This is a genomic window from Brevefilum fermentans, from assembly GCF_900184705.1.
Lineage (GTDB): Bacteria > Chloroflexota > Anaerolineae > Anaerolineales > Anaerolineaceae > Brevifilum > Brevifilum fermentans.
This window is the reverse complement of the sequence record NZ_LT859958.1, coordinates 1408535-1427290: the sequence shown is the minus strand read 5'-3', so window position 1 is coordinate 1427290 and position 18756 is coordinate 1408535. Positions and strand designations below refer to the sequence as shown.

At 44.7% G+C, this 18756-nt stretch carries 15 protein-coding genes, 1 tRNA gene and 1 riboswitch; of the genes, 9 read left to right on the top strand and 7 right to left on the bottom strand.

Translation table 11 applies throughout. The features are described from left to right. Positions 1-11: 11 nt before the first annotated feature. The 3 genes from CFX1CAM_RS06255 to CFX1CAM_RS06245 are packed head-to-tail and all read right to left on the bottom strand — an operon-like array spanning position 12 to position 3598. Positions 12-1046, bottom strand: coding sequence for a 2-oxoacid:ferredoxin oxidoreductase subunit beta (locus CFX1CAM_RS06255; protein WP_087862199.1), 1035 nt, complete (start codon positions 1044-1046; stop codon positions 12-14). Next, positions 1039-2880, bottom strand: a complete 1842-nt coding sequence (locus tag CFX1CAM_RS06250) for a 2-oxoacid:acceptor oxidoreductase subunit alpha (RefSeq protein WP_087862198.1) — start codon at positions 2878-2880, stop codon at positions 1039-1041. Before CFX1CAM_RS06250 ends, CFX1CAM_RS06255 begins: the two co-directional genes overlap by 8 nt. A gap of 19 nt (positions 2881-2899) precedes the next feature. Further along, positions 2900-3598, bottom strand: a complete 699-nt coding sequence (locus CFX1CAM_RS06245) for a FadR/GntR family transcriptional regulator (protein WP_087862197.1) — start codon at positions 3596-3598, stop codon at positions 2900-2902. 191 nt (positions 3599-3789) lie between these two features. Here CFX1CAM_RS06245 and CFX1CAM_RS06240 point away from each other — a divergent pair, with 191 nt between their 5' ends. From CFX1CAM_RS06240 to gcvPB, 6 genes are all read left to right on the top strand, one after another. Next, positions 3790-5931, top strand: a complete 2142-nt coding sequence (locus tag CFX1CAM_RS06240) for a Tex family protein (protein WP_087862196.1) — start codon at positions 3790-3792, stop codon at positions 5929-5931. Beyond that, entirely contained in the window at positions 5924-7693 is a 1770-nt protein-coding gene (locus tag CFX1CAM_RS06235) for an ABC transporter ATP-binding protein (RefSeq protein WP_087862195.1), read from the top strand. The genes CFX1CAM_RS06240 and CFX1CAM_RS06235 overlap by 8 nt, the downstream gene beginning before the upstream one ends. A 2-nt stretch (positions 7694-7695) precedes the next feature. Continuing rightward, positions 7696-9528, top strand: a complete 1833-nt coding sequence (locus CFX1CAM_RS06230) for an ABC transporter ATP-binding protein (RefSeq protein ID WP_087862194.1) — start codon at positions 7696-7698, stop codon at positions 9526-9528. Positions 9529-9641: 113 nt separating this feature from the next. Then, positions 9642-9737, top strand: a riboswitch (glycine riboswitch). Positions 9738-9828: 91 nt separating this feature from the next. Then, the gene (gene gcvH / locus CFX1CAM_RS06225; RefSeq protein ID WP_087862193.1) at positions 9829-10221 is read left to right on the top strand and encodes a glycine cleavage system protein GcvH; all 393 of its coding nucleotides are present in this window, start codon (positions 9829-9831) and stop codon (positions 10219-10221) included. Next, positions 10221-11576 (top strand): aminomethyl-transferring glycine dehydrogenase subunit GcvPA, encoded by a 1356-nt coding sequence (gene gcvPA, locus CFX1CAM_RS06220; RefSeq protein WP_087862192.1) that lies wholly within the window; start codon positions 10221-10223, stop codon positions 11574-11576. Before gcvH ends, gcvPA begins: the two co-directional genes overlap by 1 nt. Further along, on the top strand, positions 11569-13032 hold the full coding sequence (gene gcvPB, locus CFX1CAM_RS06215; protein ID WP_087862191.1) for an aminomethyl-transferring glycine dehydrogenase subunit GcvPB: 1464 nt from the start codon (positions 11569-11571) through the stop codon (positions 13030-13032). Before gcvPA ends, gcvPB begins: the two co-directional genes overlap by 8 nt. A gap of 55 nt (positions 13033-13087) precedes the next feature. Here the strand turns inward: gcvPB and CFX1CAM_RS06210 are convergent, their stop codons facing one another. Then, entirely contained in the window at positions 13088-13852 is a 765-nt protein-coding gene (locus tag CFX1CAM_RS06210; RefSeq protein ID WP_087862190.1) for an exodeoxyribonuclease III, read from the bottom strand. Between the two features lie 258 nt (positions 13853-14110). On the opposite strand from CFX1CAM_RS06210, the gene CFX1CAM_RS06205 reads away from it, so the two are divergent. After that, positions 14111-15529, top strand: a complete 1419-nt coding sequence (locus CFX1CAM_RS06205) for a peptidoglycan DD-metalloendopeptidase family protein (protein WP_087862189.1) — start codon at positions 14111-14113, stop codon at positions 15527-15529. A 46-nt stretch (positions 15530-15575) separates the two neighbouring features. On the opposite strand, the gene CFX1CAM_RS06200 is transcribed toward CFX1CAM_RS06205, so the two are convergent. Beyond that, a tRNA-Leu gene (locus tag CFX1CAM_RS06200) sits at positions 15576-15657 on the bottom strand. A gap of 71 nt (positions 15658-15728) precedes the next feature. Between CFX1CAM_RS06200 and plsX the strand changes: the two genes are divergently transcribed. Further along, on the top strand, positions 15729-16718 hold the full coding sequence (gene plsX / locus CFX1CAM_RS06195) for a phosphate acyltransferase PlsX (RefSeq protein ID WP_157891759.1): 990 nt from the start codon (positions 15729-15731) through the stop codon (positions 16716-16718). A gap of 16 nt (positions 16719-16734) precedes the next feature. Beyond that, positions 16735-17430 (top strand): hypothetical protein, encoded by a 696-nt coding sequence (locus CFX1CAM_RS06190; RefSeq protein WP_087862187.1) that lies wholly within the window; start codon positions 16735-16737, stop codon positions 17428-17430. Positions 17431-17440: 10 nt separating this feature from the next. Here the strand turns inward: CFX1CAM_RS06190 and CFX1CAM_RS06185 are convergent, their stop codons facing one another. Both CFX1CAM_RS06185 and scpB read right to left on the bottom strand, forming a co-directional pair. Beyond that, on the bottom strand, positions 17441-18169 hold the full coding sequence (locus CFX1CAM_RS06185; protein ID WP_087862186.1) for a pseudouridine synthase: 729 nt from the start codon (positions 18167-18169) through the stop codon (positions 17441-17443). Further along, positions 18169-18744, bottom strand: a complete 576-nt coding sequence (scpB, locus tag CFX1CAM_RS06180; RefSeq protein ID WP_087862185.1) for an SMC-Scp complex subunit ScpB — start codon at positions 18742-18744, stop codon at positions 18169-18171. The genes CFX1CAM_RS06185 and scpB overlap by 1 nt, the downstream gene beginning before the upstream one ends. Positions 18745-18756 lie beyond the last annotated feature (12 nt).

Genomic DNA, 18756 nt, shown 5'->3' with positions numbered 1-18756 from the left:
AACTTTGTGCCTCAGTACATACTCTGGTTGATCATATCCAAAGTCTCGGGTGATGGTCGTAAATCTTCACTGTTAATTCGGTTTAACGGTTGATCGACAAGATTTGCATAATCAAACAAAGTCGGTTTGTGTGGGTTTATATATATTAAACCTGTTAAAAACCAGCTATTTTTTTCTTCATCTTCAAGGATTTTTAAAGCCTGCCATTTATCTGTTGGGTCATAATCTTTCTCAAGTTTCTTTAATACTAAAACTGAGCCGTCATGCATAACAACTTCCTTGACATCCCCCTCCTTAAATTCATCCAATATGATGCTATCTCGCTCGGGAATATAGGTTATATCATGCAAAGGGGCCTGATGCTGACGCACCCATTGATAGGAATGCAATGTGTCATCCTGGTTGTTAAAGGTTACACAGGGACTGATGATGTCTAACACTGCAGTTCCACGATGGCTGAGGGCGGCTTTAAGCAGCTCACGCACCTGTGCGGGGTCACCTGCGAAAGAACGCGCAACGAAACTCGCATTAGCAATTAACGCTTCTTTTGCGATATCGATGGGTAAAAAAGGATTCACTCCCTGATTCTTTAGACCCAAACCTTTTTCCGCAGTCGCAGAAAACTGACCCTTCGTCAGCCCATAAACGCCATTGTTCTCGACGATGTAAACCATTGGCAAATTCCGTCTGATCAGGTGTTTAAATTGCCCCAGCCCAATACTGGCTGTATCACCATCGCCTGAAACCCCAATAACATTCATCGTAGCATCAGCAAAGGCTGCACCTTGCGCCATAGAAGGCATGCGACCGTGCAATCCATTAAAACCAAAGGATTTGTCTAAGAAGTAGGTTGGGCTCTTGCTAGAACAACCAATGCCGCTGAACTTCACGATCCGCTGTGGTGGGATACTCATCTCAAAGCAAGCCCTGATAATCTGAGCAGAGATCGTATTGTGTCCACATCCTGGGCATAATGTGGATCGTGATCCCAGGTAATCTTTGCGGGATAACCCAAGCAAATTGGTTTCTTCAACATTATCAGACATTTTCTTGTTGCTCCTTCCCACAAACAGCGTTCACAATCCATTTGGCAGTCATCGGCAGCCCATCAATATAAGCGCTCGAGATCATCTTTCTGCCGAGGTCACAATTTTCCATTACAAGCAGTTGATGCAACTGGCCGTCCCGGTTTAACTCAAAAACGTAATTTCTTTGATGTGATTGAATGAACTTTCTAACTTGCTCAGAAAACGGAAGCGCACGAATGCGCATAAAGTCTGCTGGAATTCCTGCTTTTGCTAACATATCCTGTGCCTCTATCACCGCTGGCTCCGTTGACCCCATGGCAATTAGCCCGATTTCTGCATCTGGTATATTGCGGAAAACGGGTTGGGGTAAAAAGGCTCTGGATAGCTCAATTTTCTTCTTAAGTCGATCTAGCAAGGAACGCCAAACCTCAGGGTCTTCGTTGTAATGTCCAAAATCATCATGGCCAGTCCCGCGTGCAAAATATGCCGCTTTTTCATGAGCATTCCCCATCACCGTTCTGTAGGGGATGCCATCACCATCAATATCTAAATAACGCCCCCACTCACCTTTAAAAGCCTCAAGATCTTCTTCCCAGAATATTTTCCCGCGATCGATGGGTTGATCCGGGTATTCAAACCGTTTGGTCATCCACAGGTTCATGCCCAGATCCAGGTCGCTGAGAACGATCACGGGGGTTTGATATTTTTCCGCAATATCGAAAGCCTTCCAACCGAATTCAAAACACTCTGTCACAGAAGATGGGATGATTACAATTTGTTGAGTATCTCCATGACCCAGGAAATAATTTAATGTCAGATCACACTGAGCGGTTCTTGTTGGCAAACCAGTGCTGGGTCCAACACGCTGAACATCCCACAAAACCAGCGGAACTTCAGAAAAATAGGCCAGGCTGATATATTCAGTCATTAAACTAACGCCCGGACCGGATGTCGAAGTCATTGCTCGAACCCCTGCCCACCCAGCGCCAACGACCATGCCGATGGCTGCAAGCTCGTCCTCCGCCTGGACAATGGCAAAATTATTCTTTTTCGTTTCAGGATCTTGCCTGAGGCGGGGCGCATTTGCCATCAATGCTTCAACCATGCTCGATGCAGGCGTGATGGGATACCAGCCGCAAAATTGAAAGCCGCCATAAATCGCTCCTAAAGCGCCGGCCAGGTTACCATTTGTCATGATGTAATCGTCAAGTGGTTGCATGGGCTCAACATAATAACGATCGCGCTTTTCTAAATTGTGTTTCGCCCACTCACCAGCCAGTAGTACAATTTCAAAGTTAGATTCAGCGACTGATGTGTTATTGTGAAATTGTGATAGCAACGCACCTTTGACAACCTCCAAATTGATTCCCAAAACTTCAGCAACGATGCCCACATAAACCATATTTTCCATATAATCTTGCAGGTTTCTGGGAACTTTGGCTTGCTTGATCAGATCTTTAACGGGCATGGGGTAAAAAACGAGATCGGACTGTTTGGAAGGAAATTTGATATGATCGCCATAAAATACCACGCCTCCTGGCAAGTTATACCGAACATCCTCCATGAAGGTGGTCGGATTCATTTGGATGATGATATCGTCATGCGCAACCCGACCCAGGTAGCCATCCTTTGAGACCCGTATCGAAAACCAGGTCGGCAAGCCTTTGATATTCGAAGGAAAGATATTTTTTCCAGATACGGGAATGCCCATCCGAAAGAAGGATCGAACCAATGTGCTATTTGCTGTGGCGCTTCCCGACCCATTTACCGTACAAACCGTCAAACAAAAATCATTGATAATACGCTCACTAGTAACTTGCTTGTTTTTTTCAAGCTGATTTTCTTCGATCATTTATGCACCTTCTTAGAAATTATTCGAAAAGGACATTGACATTTTTTTGTTCGCGTTGAAACAACAAATCCATGTGGGCGATCAAAGCTTGATAGCCCGACAAGAAATCTCCCTCAGCGATGGAATCGACCATTTGCTGGTGAAAAACCCAAACTCGTTCTAAATATTTCTGATCTTCATATACATTTAGCCCAATAGCCTCATAGATATACCAGTAGGCTTCTAAAATCCCCTGGACAAAAATATTGTCCAACCTTGAATAAATGGTTAAATGCAAAAGGCAATGTTCCGGATGCGGAATTTGAATTGGGGCTGATTGTAATTTCTTCTGTGCCCTCTGCACAATGTTTTTCAAGGTTTCGATATCATCGGCTGTAAGGCTGCTGACCGCTTGGTACCAGTATGAAGTTTCAATGTGATTGCGCAAGTCAGAAAATTGGCGGAATGTGTCTTTGTTTATGGAGACAGCATAAGCCAGGCTTTTTGTTACAGCAGGTGTAAAGGAATAAGGCAAACATTTAATACCAACTCGGGGTTTAACTTCGGCTAACCCCAGTGCTTTGGCAACTTCCAGTTCTTCTCGCAGAATTGAAACACTTCTTCCGGTTTCTTTGTTGATCTCACTTAAACTGGGTAAAAATTCAGTTCCAGAATTATGATGGTTGGCGAGGTACTCTAAAAATGGGGAAAGTTGATCGGCGATGGATTGAGGGCTCATAGTTTCCACCTTACTTATCAGATTAATATGATTAATACTATCAATAGTATAACTGTACCTTATTTAAAATTCAATATAGAGAATTCAAAAAACACGATCTTGTGACATTTATCCCTATTAAATAGTGTTACAATTCTCCCCTCAGAGAGTTTCATCAACGAATTATTTTCGCAGTGCAGACAGGATCATCAATGGACATCATTCATCAACTGGTAAAAATTCTAGGTTTGCCAGTCGAAAATATTGAAAATACCGTGTCTTTGCTGCAAGAAAACAATACGATTCCCTTTGTTGCCCGTTACCGCAAAGAAATGACTGGCGGACTTGATGAAGAGTCGATTCGAAGGATTCAATCAGAATTTTCACGCTTAAATAATCTGGAAGAACGCCGTCAGACAATTATCAAATCCATCAACTCTCAAGGAAAGCTAACGGATTCACTACTTAAGCAAATCTTTGCCACAACAAATCTTACCGAATTAGAAGACTTATACCTGCCCTACCGCCCCAAAAAGCGTACTCGAGCCATGGTCGCCAGAGAGAAGGGCTTAGAATCCCTGGCAGATTTAATTATTGCACAACCGGTCATGGATAAATCAATCCAGGATTTCGTGGAGCCTTATATTAATAACGATGTCCCCGACCATCAGTCAGCAATTTCAGGCGCGTGTGATATCATCGCTGAAAGGATCAGCGACAATGCCACAATTCGCCAGGGTGTGCGAGCGAAAGGCTTGATCTTTGGAACCATTTCCAGTGAACGGGTGGAGGAGACTGACGATAAGCGCAAGACCTATGCTCTTTATTACCAATTCAATCAAAGAGCAAAGTTTATCCAACCCCATCAAACCTTAGCATTGAACCGAGGAGAGCGTGAAAAAATCCTCAAGGTTTCAGTCACAATCCATGAACGAGATTGGCTGCCAGCCATTAAATCAGTTTATCCGTCAAACATCAGATCAGTTTTTTATGATGCACTCAACTTCGCAATCTCCGATGGAGCACAACGTTTATTATTACCTACCATTGAACGGGATATTAGGCGCTCATTGACTGAATTTGCAGAAGAGCACGCAATTCGAATCTTTGCGAAAAATCTGCATGGTTTGTTAATGCAACCTCCCCTGGCTGATCATGTCGTCCTGGGTATAGACCCTGGTTTTAGAACCGGATCAAAAGTGGCGGTCGTAGATCCAACCGGTAAACTGCTCACGACAACCACCATTTACCCACATCCTCCACAAAACCGGGCGCCTGAAGCCAGTAAGTTGCTCATCAATCTTATTGATACCTATCGAGTAACATTAATTGTGATTGGAAACGGTACAGCTTCCCGTGAGACCGAGACCTTTATCGCAGAATTAATCAAAGGATACCCTGGCTTGCATTACTTGATTACAAGCGAGGCTGGTGCCAGCGTTTATAGCGCCAGTAAACAGGCTCGGATGGAATTTCCTGATCTGGATGTCAATCTGCGAGGAGCGGTTTCAATTGCTCGCAGGGTGCAGGATCCACTTGCAGAATTGGTAAAAATTGACCCAAAATCGATCGGCGTTGGCCTATATCAACACGATGTTAATCAAACCCGCCTTTCACAAGCACTCGACCAGGTTGTCGAATCAGTGGTCAACGCTGTCGGCGTTGAGGTCAACACAGCTTCAGTGGCTTTGCTGAGCTATGTAGCAGGCATCGGACCGGCGCTGGCTGAAAGGATCATCAGCTATCGGGATGAGCATGGTCCATTTCAGGACCGTTCAGCATTGCATGTAGTACCCGGAATGGGTCCAAAATCCTTTGAGCAATCTGCGGGCTTTTTGCGCATACGGGATGGAGAGAACCCGCTGGATGCTACCGCCATTCATCCAGAGAGCTATGTTGTGGCTGAAAAAGTGCTTCGAAAGATCAAACGCGCGTGCTTTTACGATCAGGAAAACTGGCAAAATACAATCCAGAAATTTAAGGAGACTGAAGACCTGGAACAACTAGCAGCCGTGTTGAATACTGGCTTACCGACCCTTCTGGATATTTTAGATGAACTTGGTCGCCCTGGTAGAGATCCTCGAGAAGACATTCCTAAACCAATTTTGCGAAATGATATTCTTTCAATAAATGATCTTTCCCAGGGAATGCAATTAACGGGTACAATCCGAAATATCGTTGACTTTGGCGCCTTTGTTGATCTGGGCGTGAATATCGACGGTTTGCTGCATCGTTCAAAAATTCAACAGGGAACAAACCTCACAGTTGGCGATGTCATCGAAGTTAAAATAATATCAATCGATCTGGAACGGAACCGCATTGGGTTGGAAATGAAAGAACAATTGAATGTCTGAAAAAACAATCGAAAACGTTGCAGAATTTAGTTTTACTACCAAGTATAAAACCAGGCACAATAAACCTGACGTTTGGATCTTATCCCACGCCATCAGACAATGGCATTGGCTCCTGTTAGCGATCATTGGGGCTGCGAGTAATGCTGCGCTTGCAAGCGTTGTACCAATTTACATCGGCAAAGCTTTTTATGAAATTACACAACCGGTGCCTTCAATTCAAACGATTGGTAGTTACGCGCTTATTATTGCGATTTCTCAAATTTTACGTGGGTTTTTGCATTTCTTGCGAAACTTCAGCTTTGAGGTCATCGCCCAAAACATCGAGCGTTATGTCCGACAGGAGTTGTTCGTCAACTTGCTTGGGAAAAGCATGACCTTTCACAACCTGCAATCCGTTGGCGATCTGATGGCACGTGCAACGAATGATGTTCGTGAGGTCAACTATATGTTCAGCCCCGGGTTCAACCTGGTCATTGGATCCATCAATTTTCTTGTCCTACCATTATTTATTGCCCCCACGTACCACCCATCGTTGATAATCGTGCCGATAGCCTTTATCGTTTTATACATTATTGCGTTGTGGCATTATCTGAGCATCCTCAACCCGATTACTCGTGATGTTCGAGAATCTTTTGGCGCATTAAATAGCCGCCTCTCAGAAGCCATCGATGGAGTTGAGATTGTGAAAGCATCCGCTCAAGAAGACGCGGAAATTGATTTGTTTGGTAATAATGCATTTGAATATCGAGATGCATCCATCAAGCAAGGGGATGTTGAAAGCCGGTTTCTTCCGCTGCTTTTGCTGGGAATCACAACGGCCGTGGGTTTAGCGCACGCGCTTTACCTCATGCAGCAAAATTTGATCACGATTGGCGATGTAATTGGGTATTTTGGTGTCCTTTCCTTATTGGGATTTCCGACAAATGTCTCCTTATTTGCCTATTCCCAAATCTCTCTGGGATTTGCTGGTGCGCGCAGGATCCTTGAATTAATAAATACTGAAAACAACCTGGACCAGAATATTGATGGCTATTCTCAGCCTATTCAAGGCGCAATTTCGTTTGATAACGTCTCTTTTGGGTATGTCGAAGACGAATTGAGCTTAAAAGACATTTCCCTTGAAATAAAACCCGGACAAACTGTTGCCATTGTTGGGCAGACCGGTTCAGGAAAGACTTCACTGGTCAAGCTGATCAATCGCACATTTGATGTTCAAGCCGGGGCAGTCAAAATTGACGGTGTTGATGTTCGTGATTGGTATCTTGAAGCTTTACGAAACCAGATTTCCATCATTGAACAAGACGTGTTTCTATTTTCGAAGTCAATTGCAGATAACATCGCTTTCGGCAAACCTGAGGCTTCACGGGAAGAAATAATTCAGGCAGCCAAAGAGGCTCAGGCACATGAATTCATCATGAGTTTTGACAACGGTTACGAAACCATCATTGGCGAACGGGGAGCAACCCTCTCGGGTGGACAAAGGCAACGTTTAGCATTAGCCAGAGCATTCCTGACCTCCCCCAAGATCTTGATTTTGGATGACTCAACCAGCGCAATCGATTCAGACACTGAAGACCGCATCCAGAAAGCCATCTTTCGCGTGGCCCAGGGACGCACAACACTCATCATCACGCATCGTTTGTCTCAAATCAGGTGGGCGGATCTGATCGTCGTTCTGCGAAAGGGTCAGGTGGTATCCATGGGCAGCCACACGACATTGATGCAAACATCCAAATCGTATCAAAGAATTTTTAGTGAGTAAATATGGGCTTTTATTCCGGTTTAGCAGCAGAAAAATATGATCGACAATATTCAGATAAAAAATTGCTGGAGCGTATCGCGCAATACTTTAAAGGGCAAATCCGTTATTTATTAATTATTGTCGTTTCAATCATTGTGAGGGCCATCATTGAAGCAATTTCGCCCGTGATTGTCGCGCGTGGTCTTGACCAGGTTACACAATCAGAAATTACCAACCGGTTTATTTTGATCCTGTCCGGCATCGTCCTCATATTGGGAATCTTGAGCTGGCTTACAAATTTTTTGCGACGCCGATATTCTGCCCGAACGATTGCTGAACTGATTCGCCAGCTCTCCAGCGATGCATTTAAGGCTTCGGTACAACAGGACCTCTCCTTTCACGACAGTTATGATTCAGGGAAGATCGTATCAAGAATCACTTTTGACACCAGGGAATTTGGCCAGCTGGTGACAATATCGACAGATGTGATCACGCAACTTATCACATCAATTTCGTTGTTGGTGATCCTCTTTCGAACGGAGTGGCGATTATCCCTTGCCGTTCTTTTGTTAGTCCCAATATCGCTGGTTTTGGTTATCCGTTACCGCCATATAGCCCGCAAAATCACTCGCGAAGGAATGCGAGCAATGGCAAATGTCAACTCGGCAATTAAAGAATCAATTAGTGGCATCGCCATCGCCAAGAACTTTCGCCAGGAAGAAGCCATCTATGATGAATTTAATGAGGCAAACCAAACATCATTCGAGGTCAATGTAAAACGTGGATTTGTCCTTTCGATTGTTTTTCCGCTTTTGCGCATCGTTGGTAGCGTGGCAACAGCATTGATGGTTTATTTTGGCGCAATATCGGTTCTTGGTGGTTATATTTCCGCAGGCGCATGGTACTTATTTTTATCCACCCTAGAGCAATTCCTTTTCCCTGTTTTCAGTGTGGCATCCTTCTGGACGAATGTTCAAACCGGTTTGTCTGCCGCAGAAAGAATCTTCGCTTTAATTGACGCTGAACATTCTGTTAAGCAGATTGATCACGTTGTCCCAGAACGTATTGAAGGTCATATTGAAATGAGAAGCCTTCATTTTCGGTATACGCCTGATGAACCGATTTTAACTGACTTTTCATTGGATATCAAACCCGGAGAAACCCTGGCGCTGGTCGGTCATACCGGTGCTGGAAAGACATCCATCGGGCGGTTGATTGCAAGGTTTTACGAATTCCAGGACGGAGAATTATTAATCGATGGTATCGATATTCGGAAATATGACCTGCTCGCTTTAAGAAAGCAAATGGGAATTGTCTCGCAGGTACCGTTTTTGTTTTCAGGCACCGTTGAAGACAATATCCGCTATAGCTGTCCGAATTGCCTTCGCGAAAAGATTTTGGATATCGGAAGCAAAATAGGCGGTGGAGAATGGTTGGAAACCTTACCAAACGGCCTTGACACCCAGGTCGGAGAACGGGGTGCACAACTATCTATGGGCCAACGCCAATTAGTGGCATTGATGCGAGTTTTAATTCAAAAACCCTCCATATTTATCCTGGATGAAGCGACTGCCAGCATCGACCCTTTCACCGAACAACAGATACAGACAGCCTTAGACTTGATCCTTTCAAACACAACCAGCATATTAATTGCCCACCGCCTGTCTACGGTGCGTTCAGCCGACAGAATACTTGTGATGCGTATGGGTGAAATCATTGAAGAAGGAAACCATGAGGCTCTGATGAAACAAGGCAATCACTATGCTGAACTGTACAACACTTATTTCAGGCATCAATCACTGGAATATATCGAAGAGGCTGGGAAATTTGCTCAAAGACATGATTTTACGATTTAACAATTAGAGGGATTTCATATTATAATTAGAGAAGAATCATATGTGGTCTGTGTTCTTGACACATTTTGACCGAGCTCTTACTATTTGCTCGAATACAATTATATGAAATCGTTAGATGTTAATGGAGAGAGACCGTGTGCGTGACGGCGGCACCGAAGGGGCAAGGTTTGTCAACCGAAACTCTCAGGTAAAAAGACCCATTAAACAGACGACCCTGGATCAATGCTGGGTTCTTGAAAACCCACAAAAAGACAGGGAACCTCACTGGGAAAAACAAAATCATTTTGAAAAGGAGTGAACATGAATACACCTCAAGAATTAAAGTACGCTAAAACTGATGAATGGATCAAAGTAGATGGTGACGAAGCAATAATTGGTATCAGCGATTACGCCCAGGATCAATTGTCGGATATTGTCTACGTTGAATTTGTGGTTGAAGAAGGCGATGCCGTTACGAAAGGTAGCGAAATTGCCACAGTTGAATCCGTAAAAGCGGCTGCTGAAGTTAATGCTCCCGCCTCCGGCATGGTAATTGCCATCAACGAAGAGCTGAGCGACGAGCCTGAACGATTGAACAGCGATCCTTATGGAGCTGCATGGTTAATCAAAATCAAATTAGATGATCCTTCAGAGCTGGACGGTTTGATGTCAGCCGATGAATACGACGCTTACAATGAAGATCGTGAGGACTAATGTATACACCTCACACCCCCCAAGAAATTGAGGAGATGCTGAGGGTCATTGGTTTAAAATCTGTTGAGGACTTATTTGATTCAGTTCCACAAGAATATCGCTTTCCTGACCTCAATTTGCCACAAGGCCTCACCGAATTGGAAATCGCAGCAGAATTAAATGAAATTGCTGCAGCCAATGCAACCTCAGATGAATTCATTTCCTTTTTAGGCGCTGGCGCTTATAACCATTACATTCCAGCCGCTGTAGATGCCATCCTGAGTCGCGGAGAGTTTTACACCGCTTATACACCCTATCAACCCGAGGTGTCACAGGGGACATTACAAGCCATCTTTGAATATCAAACGTTGATGACTGAGCTTACTGGCATGGATATCAGCAATGCTTCGCATTATGATGGCGCAACAGCAACAGCAGAAGCGGCAAACCTTGCCTACCATCACTTCCGTGGCAAGCGTAAGAAAATGCTTGTCGCCCGTTCCGTAAACCCAGAATACCGAGAAACGATTCGCACCTATATGACCGGGCTTGAAAATGTCATCGTTCATGGCGATGAACCACTTAACCCTGGCGAAGATCAAATCTCTAAGCTTTTGGGAATGATTGACAAAGAGACAGCCATCGTCATCGTCCAATATCCTGATTTCTTTGGACGGATTATAGACTACACGAAAGTAGTCGAAAAAGCACATGAATTCGGCGCCCTGGTGGCCTTTGTCTTCAATCCAACAGCCCTGGGTATTCTCAAACCGCCCGGTGCGTTCGATGCAGACATCGCTGTCGGAGATGGACAACCCCTGGGTATTCCGCTTTCTTTTGGGGGTCCGTACTTGGGCATCTTCACCGTCAAAGAGCAATTTGTGCGAAAATTAGCTGGCCGGTTGGTCGGTGAAACTGTTGATGAAGATGGCAAACGTGCCTATGTACTGACCCTCACAGCTCGAGAACAGCATATTCGGCGTGAGAAATCCACTTCAAATATCTGCACTAACCAGGGCTTGATGGCACTGGCTGCAGCAGTCTACCTTTCCGTGCTGGGGAAATCTGGCTTTAAGCAAGTTGCGAACCTGTGTTATCAAAAAGCACATTATGCAGCAGAGCAACTGTCGAGATTGCCAGGATTTGAAATGGCTTTTCCGGATGCACCTTTTTTCCACGAATTTGTTCTTAAGATCCCAATGTCCGTTAAAGAAATTAATGATCGTCTTGAAGAATATTGGATCCTCGGCGGTTATGATCTAAGCCAGACTTACCCGGAAATGGAAAACCAGATGCTGGTTGCTGTGACAGAAAAGATGTCTAAGGATGATATTGACGATTTCGTCGCTGCCTTAGCGGAGGTGACCCATGACTGAAAAGACGATTTATGAACTTTCCCAACCGGGACGTAAAGGTTTCACCTTTCCTGCGTCCGACGTGCCCAGCTCACCTCTTCCGAAGGGCTTTGAAAGAGAGGCTGTCAATTTACCCGAACTTTCTGAGTTAGATGTCATCAGGCACTTCACAAATTTGTCACATCTGAACCATTCGGTGGACGGTGGATTCTACCCTCTGGGATCTTGTACGATGAAATACAATCCCAAGATCAATGAAGTTGCCTCCCGCCTTCCAGGTTTCTCCCAAACTCATCCTTTGCAACCCATCACAAGTGTACAGGGGAATCTCTACCTGATGTACCAGCTCCAGGAATGGATCCAGGAGATCAGTGGTTTCCATAAAGTTAGCCTGACACCTGCTGCAGGTGCGCATGGCGAACTGGTCGGTGCGCTGATCATTAAAAAATATCACGAAGACAATAACGAAACACAACGCGTCAAAATCCTAATCCCCGACTCAGCGCACGGCACCAACCCTGCCACCTCATCGATGAGCGGTTTTGTTGTTGTCCCTTTGCCCTCGGATGAACGAGGAAATGTCGATTTGGATGCCCTGAAATCGAACTGTGATGAAACCCTGGCTGGTTTAATGCTGACCAATCCAAATACCCTGGGTTTGTTTGACGAAAACGTTGTTGAAGTCATCGAAATGGTTCACACAGCGGGTGGACTGGTTTATGGTGATGGCGCAAATCTGAATGCACTTCTGGGCATTCTGAGACCAGGTGATGTTGGCTTTGACATCATGCACTTCAACCTGCACAAAACCTTTTCAACACCGCACGGTGGCGGTGGACCAGGTTCTGGCCCAGTGGGCGTATCAGAAAGTTTGGCAGAATATTTGCCCGGTCCAATCGTTACCATCCTCGATGAGGGCGATGAGGAAAATCCGCCTTTCTATGGCTTGTACATGCCAGAGAAATCAATCGGCAGGATGAAAGCCTTCTTTGGTCATTTCGGCGTTCTGGTTAAAGCGTTTACTTACATTGCCATGCATGGCCCCGATGGATTGAGAGACATCGGAGTAAAAGCCGTATTAAATGCCAACTACCTGATGGAAAAAGTGAAAAAAGATTATTTCCTGCCCTATGACCGAATATGTATGCATGAATTTGTGGTTGAGGGCACCTGGAAGGATGTTCCAAGTGTGCACGCACTGGATATCAGCAAGCGTTTGATCGATTATGGTTTCCATCCCCCTACAAACTACTTTCCGCTGATTGTCCACGAAGCACTGATGGTTGAACCCACCGAGACGGAATCGAAGCAAACACTTGATGCCTTTGCTGCAGCAATGAAGGCAATTGCTCAAGAAGCCCGCGAAAATCCAGAATTGCTTACTAAAGCACCTCATACAGCGCCGATTCGCCGTACCGACGAAGTTAAAGCAGCGCGTGATCTTGTTTTGTGTTGTTGGACACCTGAAATTTTATAACACCCACTAAAGTAATTGAGGCGTTGAAAGCAACCGCTCTCAACGCCTTCTTGATTTATTCCTTCAGAATAAGGCTGACCGGGCAGTGGTCAGACCCCATAATGTCGCTGTGTATGACCACGTCTTCCACACGGTCCATTAGCGCATCAGAGACCAGATAATAATCCAACCGCCAGCCGATATCGCGTTCTCGGGAATTGAACCGGTACGTCCACCAGGTATATTTTTCTTCCTCGGGATACAGTTCGCGATAAGCATCCTTAAAACCGTGCTCAAGGTAACGGTCAATCCAAACCCGCTCTTCTGGTAAAAATCCGGTGTTCTTTTCATTCTGTTTTGGATTGGCAAGGTCAATTTCTTGATGTGCCGTATTAAAGTCGCCTGTGATGATGATATTTTCGCCTTGTGCATGCAAATCATCACAAATCTCTAAAAACGCTTCGTAAAATTCCAGCTTATAAGGTACCCGTTTGTTTCCCTCGCCCCCATTTGGAAAATAAATATTATAAAGATAAAAATCGGGATATTTTAATCGGATCACTCGACCTTCAATGTCAAAGTGCTCGATACCAAACCCTTTCTCATGGCTGAGGGGCTTATTTTTATAATATGTTGCTGTTCCGCTGTAGCCTTTCCTTTCAGCAGGATTCCAAATCCCCTCATAAGGTTCAATTATTGCTTCTTCAGCACTTATTTGATCTAAAGTTGCTTTGATTTCCTGAAAACATAAAACATCAGGATCAACGTCAGGGATCCATTCAAAAGCATTTTTTCGCAGTACAGCTCGAAAACCATTCACATTCCATGTCGTAATTTTCACATTATCACCTTTATTTCATAGATTTGCGTCTCTGATTATACCAGCTACTAAAACTATCCATACTCTTCATTCCTTTGGCTCAGATACCATCCACATTTATCGACAGCAATGAAAACAATGTTGTTTTTATCTAAGCCTTTCAGGCATGGGAAGGTTTCCATTCTATTCATGGCTATGGTAAACTTACAAGTTGAATAATCAAGTCAAAATCGCGTCCGATTTAATTTTTTTGGACGTTTGGATAGGATTAAAGAATTAATGACCGGCTATGCACACCCTCGCAATATTTGGATGAAACGATTGATAACGATTTTATTTTCAGTCGCGATCATTATCATCCCTTCAAATTTGGGTACAGCATTAGCCCTGCAGCAGGAAACGGGACCCACATACATCATCCAATCTGGTGAGACTCTGAACGAAATCGCCATTCGCTTTGGCGTCACACCTGATGAAATCATTGAAGCCAATGCACTTACAAACCCAAATGCACTGGATATCGGTCAAGAAATCCTGATTCCTGGTTTAGAAGGAATTACCGGTGTCCTGACCTCGAAAATTTTCCCTTTCGGCACATCGTTGACCAGCCTGTTGCGCCAAAACAAATTGCCGCTAAGCGACATGGTCAAATTAAATCGATTAACCAGCCCTGCTGAGGTTATTGCAGGCGCTGCTTTTCTTTTCCCGGTGACTGATGAGCAAAATCAACGGATCGAAATCCAAACGCTCCAACCTGGGAGTTCAACACTAGAAACTGCCATTCACGTGGGTGTTTCTCCCTGGGCGTTGGTTGAGAATAATCATCTCCTGGGCAGTTGGGATGTGCTGCCTGGGGAACGATTATTCACAGGTTATTCTATTGAAGGTAATGAAACTGAACAACAACATAGTCGATCCATATCGATTAACAACTTGCCATTGATCCAGGGTGAAACCCTGCAAATTTCAATCATTGCCTCAGAGCCGCTGACTGCCAGAGGCACGTTTAACGGTCAACCATTACATTTTTTCTCTGATGGCGACTTGCGGTATTTTAGCTTTTGTGGCATCCATGCCCTGGCAGAGCCAGGCGCATACCCCATGGAGATCATCACAACAGACAATGCTGGCAGAACAGAACATTTCGAACAACTGGTTCTGGTCTCACCTGGGTTTTATGGTCATCAAACGGTTTATGTCTCCGCAGAATCTTTGGATGACGATGTCATCGCGCAGGAGGACGCTTATGTCACTCCAATACTATTGAACATAACGCCTGATCGTCTTTGGGAAGGTCAGTTTCAATATCCAATTGACGAACCTTGTGTGAACAGCCTGTTTGGACTTCGTCGGACGTACAATGATGGTTTACTCAATTTCTATCATTCCGGGATGGATTTCGCAGTGTGTGCGCCCAACCTGAATATCTACGCGCCAGCTACTGGCAAGGTGATCATGGCAGAAGAACTCATCGTCCGCGGCAACGCCATCCTGATTGATCACGGCTGGGGCATTGTGTCAGGCTATTGGCATCTTTCAGAATTTAATGTAAGCGTGGGCGATACGGTCCAGCCTGGCGATTTGTTGGGATTAATTGGCAATACAGGGCGATCGGCCGGTCCTCATTTACATTTTGAAATTATTATTAATGGGATACCCGTCAATCCACAGACCTGGCTTGACCTAACATTCCCTTGAACATTAAAAACGAACACAAGCACTTATCAGGGTGCTTGTGTTTGCATGCGCTGAGAGGGAATCGAACCCTCACGCCTTTCGGCACGTGGCCCTCAACCACGCCTGTCTGCCAGTTCCAGCACCAGCGCAACAGCAAAGTAATTATAATCTTGTTGAATCAGTTGTCAAGTTGAACCGCTAACATTCAAAGGAGTAAATGATGCCAATTGTGTTAGATGCGATGGGCAGTGACAATCGGCCTGACCCAGAAGTAAAGGCTGCAATTACAGCATCAAATGCATTACATGAAGAAATTATCCTGATAGGAGATGAACCGACATTGGCTGCAAAGCTGGCAGCTATCCCCGGCGATAAGTCACGCGTGCGCATCGTGCACGCGCCCGAAGCGCTTGACATGGAAGATAAAATTGAAGATGCCCGCCGAAAAAAGCAAAACAGCATGCGTGTGGGTATGGAATTGGTAAAAGCAGGTGAAGGAGACGCATTTGTAACCGCTGGTAATACCGGCATGGCAATGTATTATGCCATAAAAAGCTTTGGCAATATTAAAGGGGTAATTCGTCCCTGTTTGTCTGCAGTCGTCCCTGTTAAGACAGGGCATGCAGTTATGTTGGATATTGGCGCCAATGCTGAATGTCGCCCTGAATTCCTGTTGCAATTCGCATTCTTGGGAAAGGTTTACGCACAATCTTTACTGGGTCTGAAGGACCCAAAAATTGGTCTTTTATCCAATGGTGAGGAAGAAGATAAAGGTAATGAGCTTATACGTGCGGCATATCACCTGCTTAAAGATGCGAACTTGAATTTTATCGGCAATGTTGAAGGCAAAGAGCTGTTTAATGGGCAGGTCGATGTTGTGGTTACCGATGGTTTTACAGGCAATATTGTATTAAAATCCACAGAAGCGGTAGCCAAATTGATCATCGACGTCCTCAGAGAAGAACTAATGGGCTCCTTCAGGACAAAAATCGGCGCTTTGTTAGCCAAACCTGCCTTCCAAAACATTAAATCCATGCTGGACCCTGCCGAAATTGGAGCAGCGCCATTAATGGGTATTGATGCATTGGTTTTTGTTGGTCATGGCCGTTCAGATTCACGGGCACTGGCTAACGCGATCAGGTCGGCAAAGCATGCTGTTGATAATCAGCTTTTGAGCCATTTACGTGCAGAGATCACAAATATCTTATAAGGATTAATCAATAATTATGAACAAAGTAATCAATGAAAAACTCATCAAACGAAATAAAACCATTGGCAATGTTCTCTCAATCAGCGGTTTTGCGATCCTTATTGGTGGGCTGATCCTGAACATGAACCCTACGCCCACCAAGACGCTGGTGTCCTTTGGCGCGCTCATTGTTGGCTTTATCGTCGCACAAATCAGCACCACGTATGTCACCCGTTTTGGGCGCAGTCCTCGCTTTGATGAAATCATCGCTGACAATCTCAGCAAGCTCAATAATCAATACACATTTTATGTCTATAACGGCCCTGTGCCTATGCTGCTTGTTGGCCCCAGTGGCCTGTGGATTCCTATTCCGACGATCGCAGCCGGTGAAATTTCTTACGACAATAAATGGCGGCAGCGCGGTGGGTCTGCCTTTATGAAAATTTTTGGACAGGAAAGTATCGGAAAACCCGAATTAGAAATTATTAATCAGGAAAAACTAATTATTGATTTTCTAAAAAAACACGTCAATGAAGAGCAGATTCCGCCGACAAATTTCGTCCTGGTGTCCATGAACCCCAAGGCTGTCATCGGAGATGTGGAAAACGCACCGGTTCCAATCGTCGATATCAGTAGTCTACGGCGTTTTATCAGGAAAAATGACCGGAAAGAAGAGCTTAAAATTTCAGAAACACTGATTGAAAAAATAAATGAGACACTTAGCGAATTTTAATAAAAACGGTTTATTTTTTCAGACGAAGGTATTCTTTTAACGCGTTGATTTCCCCAGGTTGTAAATAGCGAAAATGTCCGGGTTGGAGTTTGCCTAATAGAATTGGGCCAATTCTAACCCGGCGTATCTGTCGAACAGGCAAGCCGATACGCAGACCGGTTCGACGAATTTGCCGATTTTTTCCTTCTCTCAGCATAATTGTCAACCAGGCTCCGTTTTTCGTAACAGATTTTACTTCGACCACAGCGGGCAAAGTTCGATAACCATCTTCAAGCACCACCCCGCGCCGCCAGATCTCCAATTGTTCATCATCCGGTTTTCGCGTGACCCGGACTTCATATTCTTTGTCATGTTCATAACGCGGATGGGATAGCTGATTTGCCAATTCCCCATCGTTGGTCAGCAATACCAAGCCTTCACTGTCAAAATCTAAACGACCCACTGGAAACAGATGCCGCTCATCCTTCACAAGATCAAAAATTGTTGGGCGGTCGTCACCTGGAGAATGCAAGGAGAGCATATTGCGTGGCTTATGCACTGCAATATACACTTTTTTCTCTGGTTTACCGATGGGCGTGCCGTCAACTCGAATTTCGTCAATGGCAGGATCTGCTTTTGCACCCAGGTGAATTATTTTCCCATTAACAGTAACACGCCCCTTTTCGATTAATTTTTCACAGCCGCGCCTGGATCCAAAACCCGCTTGCGACAAAATTTTCTGTACTCGTTCCGCAGTCATTATGTTTTTAATATCTCCCTGTCTCCATTTTCCTCATGGAGTTCTTCTAGCGCGTCAAAATCAATGAATGGAAGTTCATCCAGGGATTCGAGACCAAAATATTGCAAAAATTCAGGCGTTGTTCCGTAATAAATCGGTCGTCCAGGTGTATCCGCCCGGCCCAGTTCCTCAATTAACCCTTTTGATAACAGGGTGCGTAAGACCGCGTCGCTGTTTACACCGCGGATCACATCAACCTCAGGTCGGGTAATCGGTTGTTTATAAGCAATGATGGCTAAAGTCTCCAGTGCTGCTTGTGATAACGTTGTCGTTGTGTCAAGGTCTAAAAATTTCTCAATGGTGTCGCTGATCTCGGGCGCGGTTGTAAGCTGCACCCTGGATTTAACTCGCATTAACCGCAAACCACGTCCAGCACTTTTATAGTGGGCATCAAGGTCATTTAGCGTTGATGCAACAACATTCTCAGAAACGCCCAAAACCTTTGCTAACTGACTAAGGCTGACAAGTCCTGATGAAACAAATAATAAACCCTCAATTCGGGCTGAAAGGTTTTCCTGATCTGGTTTCTCTGTCATGATCAAAACGTA

Coding starts and splice junctions, on each gene's coding strand:
- CFX1CAM_RS06255 (WP_087862199.1), bottom strand. CDS start 1,046: ATGTCTGATAATGTTGAAGAAACCAATTTGCTTGGGTTATCCCGCAAA.
- CFX1CAM_RS06250 (WP_087862198.1), bottom strand. CDS start 2,880: ATGATCGAAGAAAATCAGCTTGAAAAAAACAAGCAAGTTACTAGTGAG.
- CFX1CAM_RS06245 (WP_087862197.1), bottom strand. CDS start 3,598: ATGAGCCCTCAATCCATCGCCGATCAACTTTCCCCATTTTTAGAGTAC.
- CFX1CAM_RS06240 (WP_087862196.1), top strand. CDS start 3,790: ATGGACATCATTCATCAACTGGTAAAAATTCTAGGTTTGCCAGTCGAA.
- CFX1CAM_RS06235 (WP_087862195.1), top strand. CDS start 5,924: ATGTCTGAAAAAACAATCGAAAACGTTGCAGAATTTAGTTTTACTACC.
- CFX1CAM_RS06230 (WP_087862194.1), top strand. CDS start 7,696: ATGGGCTTTTATTCCGGTTTAGCAGCAGAAAAATATGATCGACAATAT.
- gcvH (WP_087862193.1), top strand. CDS start 9,829: ATGAATACACCTCAAGAATTAAAGTACGCTAAAACTGATGAATGGATC.
- gcvPA (WP_087862192.1), top strand. CDS start 10,221: ATGTATACACCTCACACCCCCCAAGAAATTGAGGAGATGCTGAGGGTC.
- gcvPB (WP_087862191.1), top strand. CDS start 11,569: ATGACTGAAAAGACGATTTATGAACTTTCCCAACCGGGACGTAAAGGT.
- CFX1CAM_RS06205 (WP_087862189.1), top strand. CDS start 14,111: ATGACCGGCTATGCACACCCTCGCAATATTTGGATGAAACGATTGATA.
- plsX (WP_157891759.1), top strand. CDS start 15,729: ATGCCAATTGTGTTAGATGCGATGGGCAGTGACAATCGGCCTGACCCA.
- CFX1CAM_RS06190 (WP_087862187.1), top strand. CDS start 16,735: ATGAACAAAGTAATCAATGAAAAACTCATCAAACGAAATAAAACCATT.
- CFX1CAM_RS06185 (WP_087862186.1), bottom strand. CDS start 18,169: ATGACTGCGGAACGAGTACAGAAAATTTTGTCGCAAGCGGGTTTTGGA.
- scpB (WP_087862185.1), bottom strand. CDS start 18,744: ATGACAGAGAAACCAGATCAGGAAAACCTTTCAGCCCGAATTGAGGGT.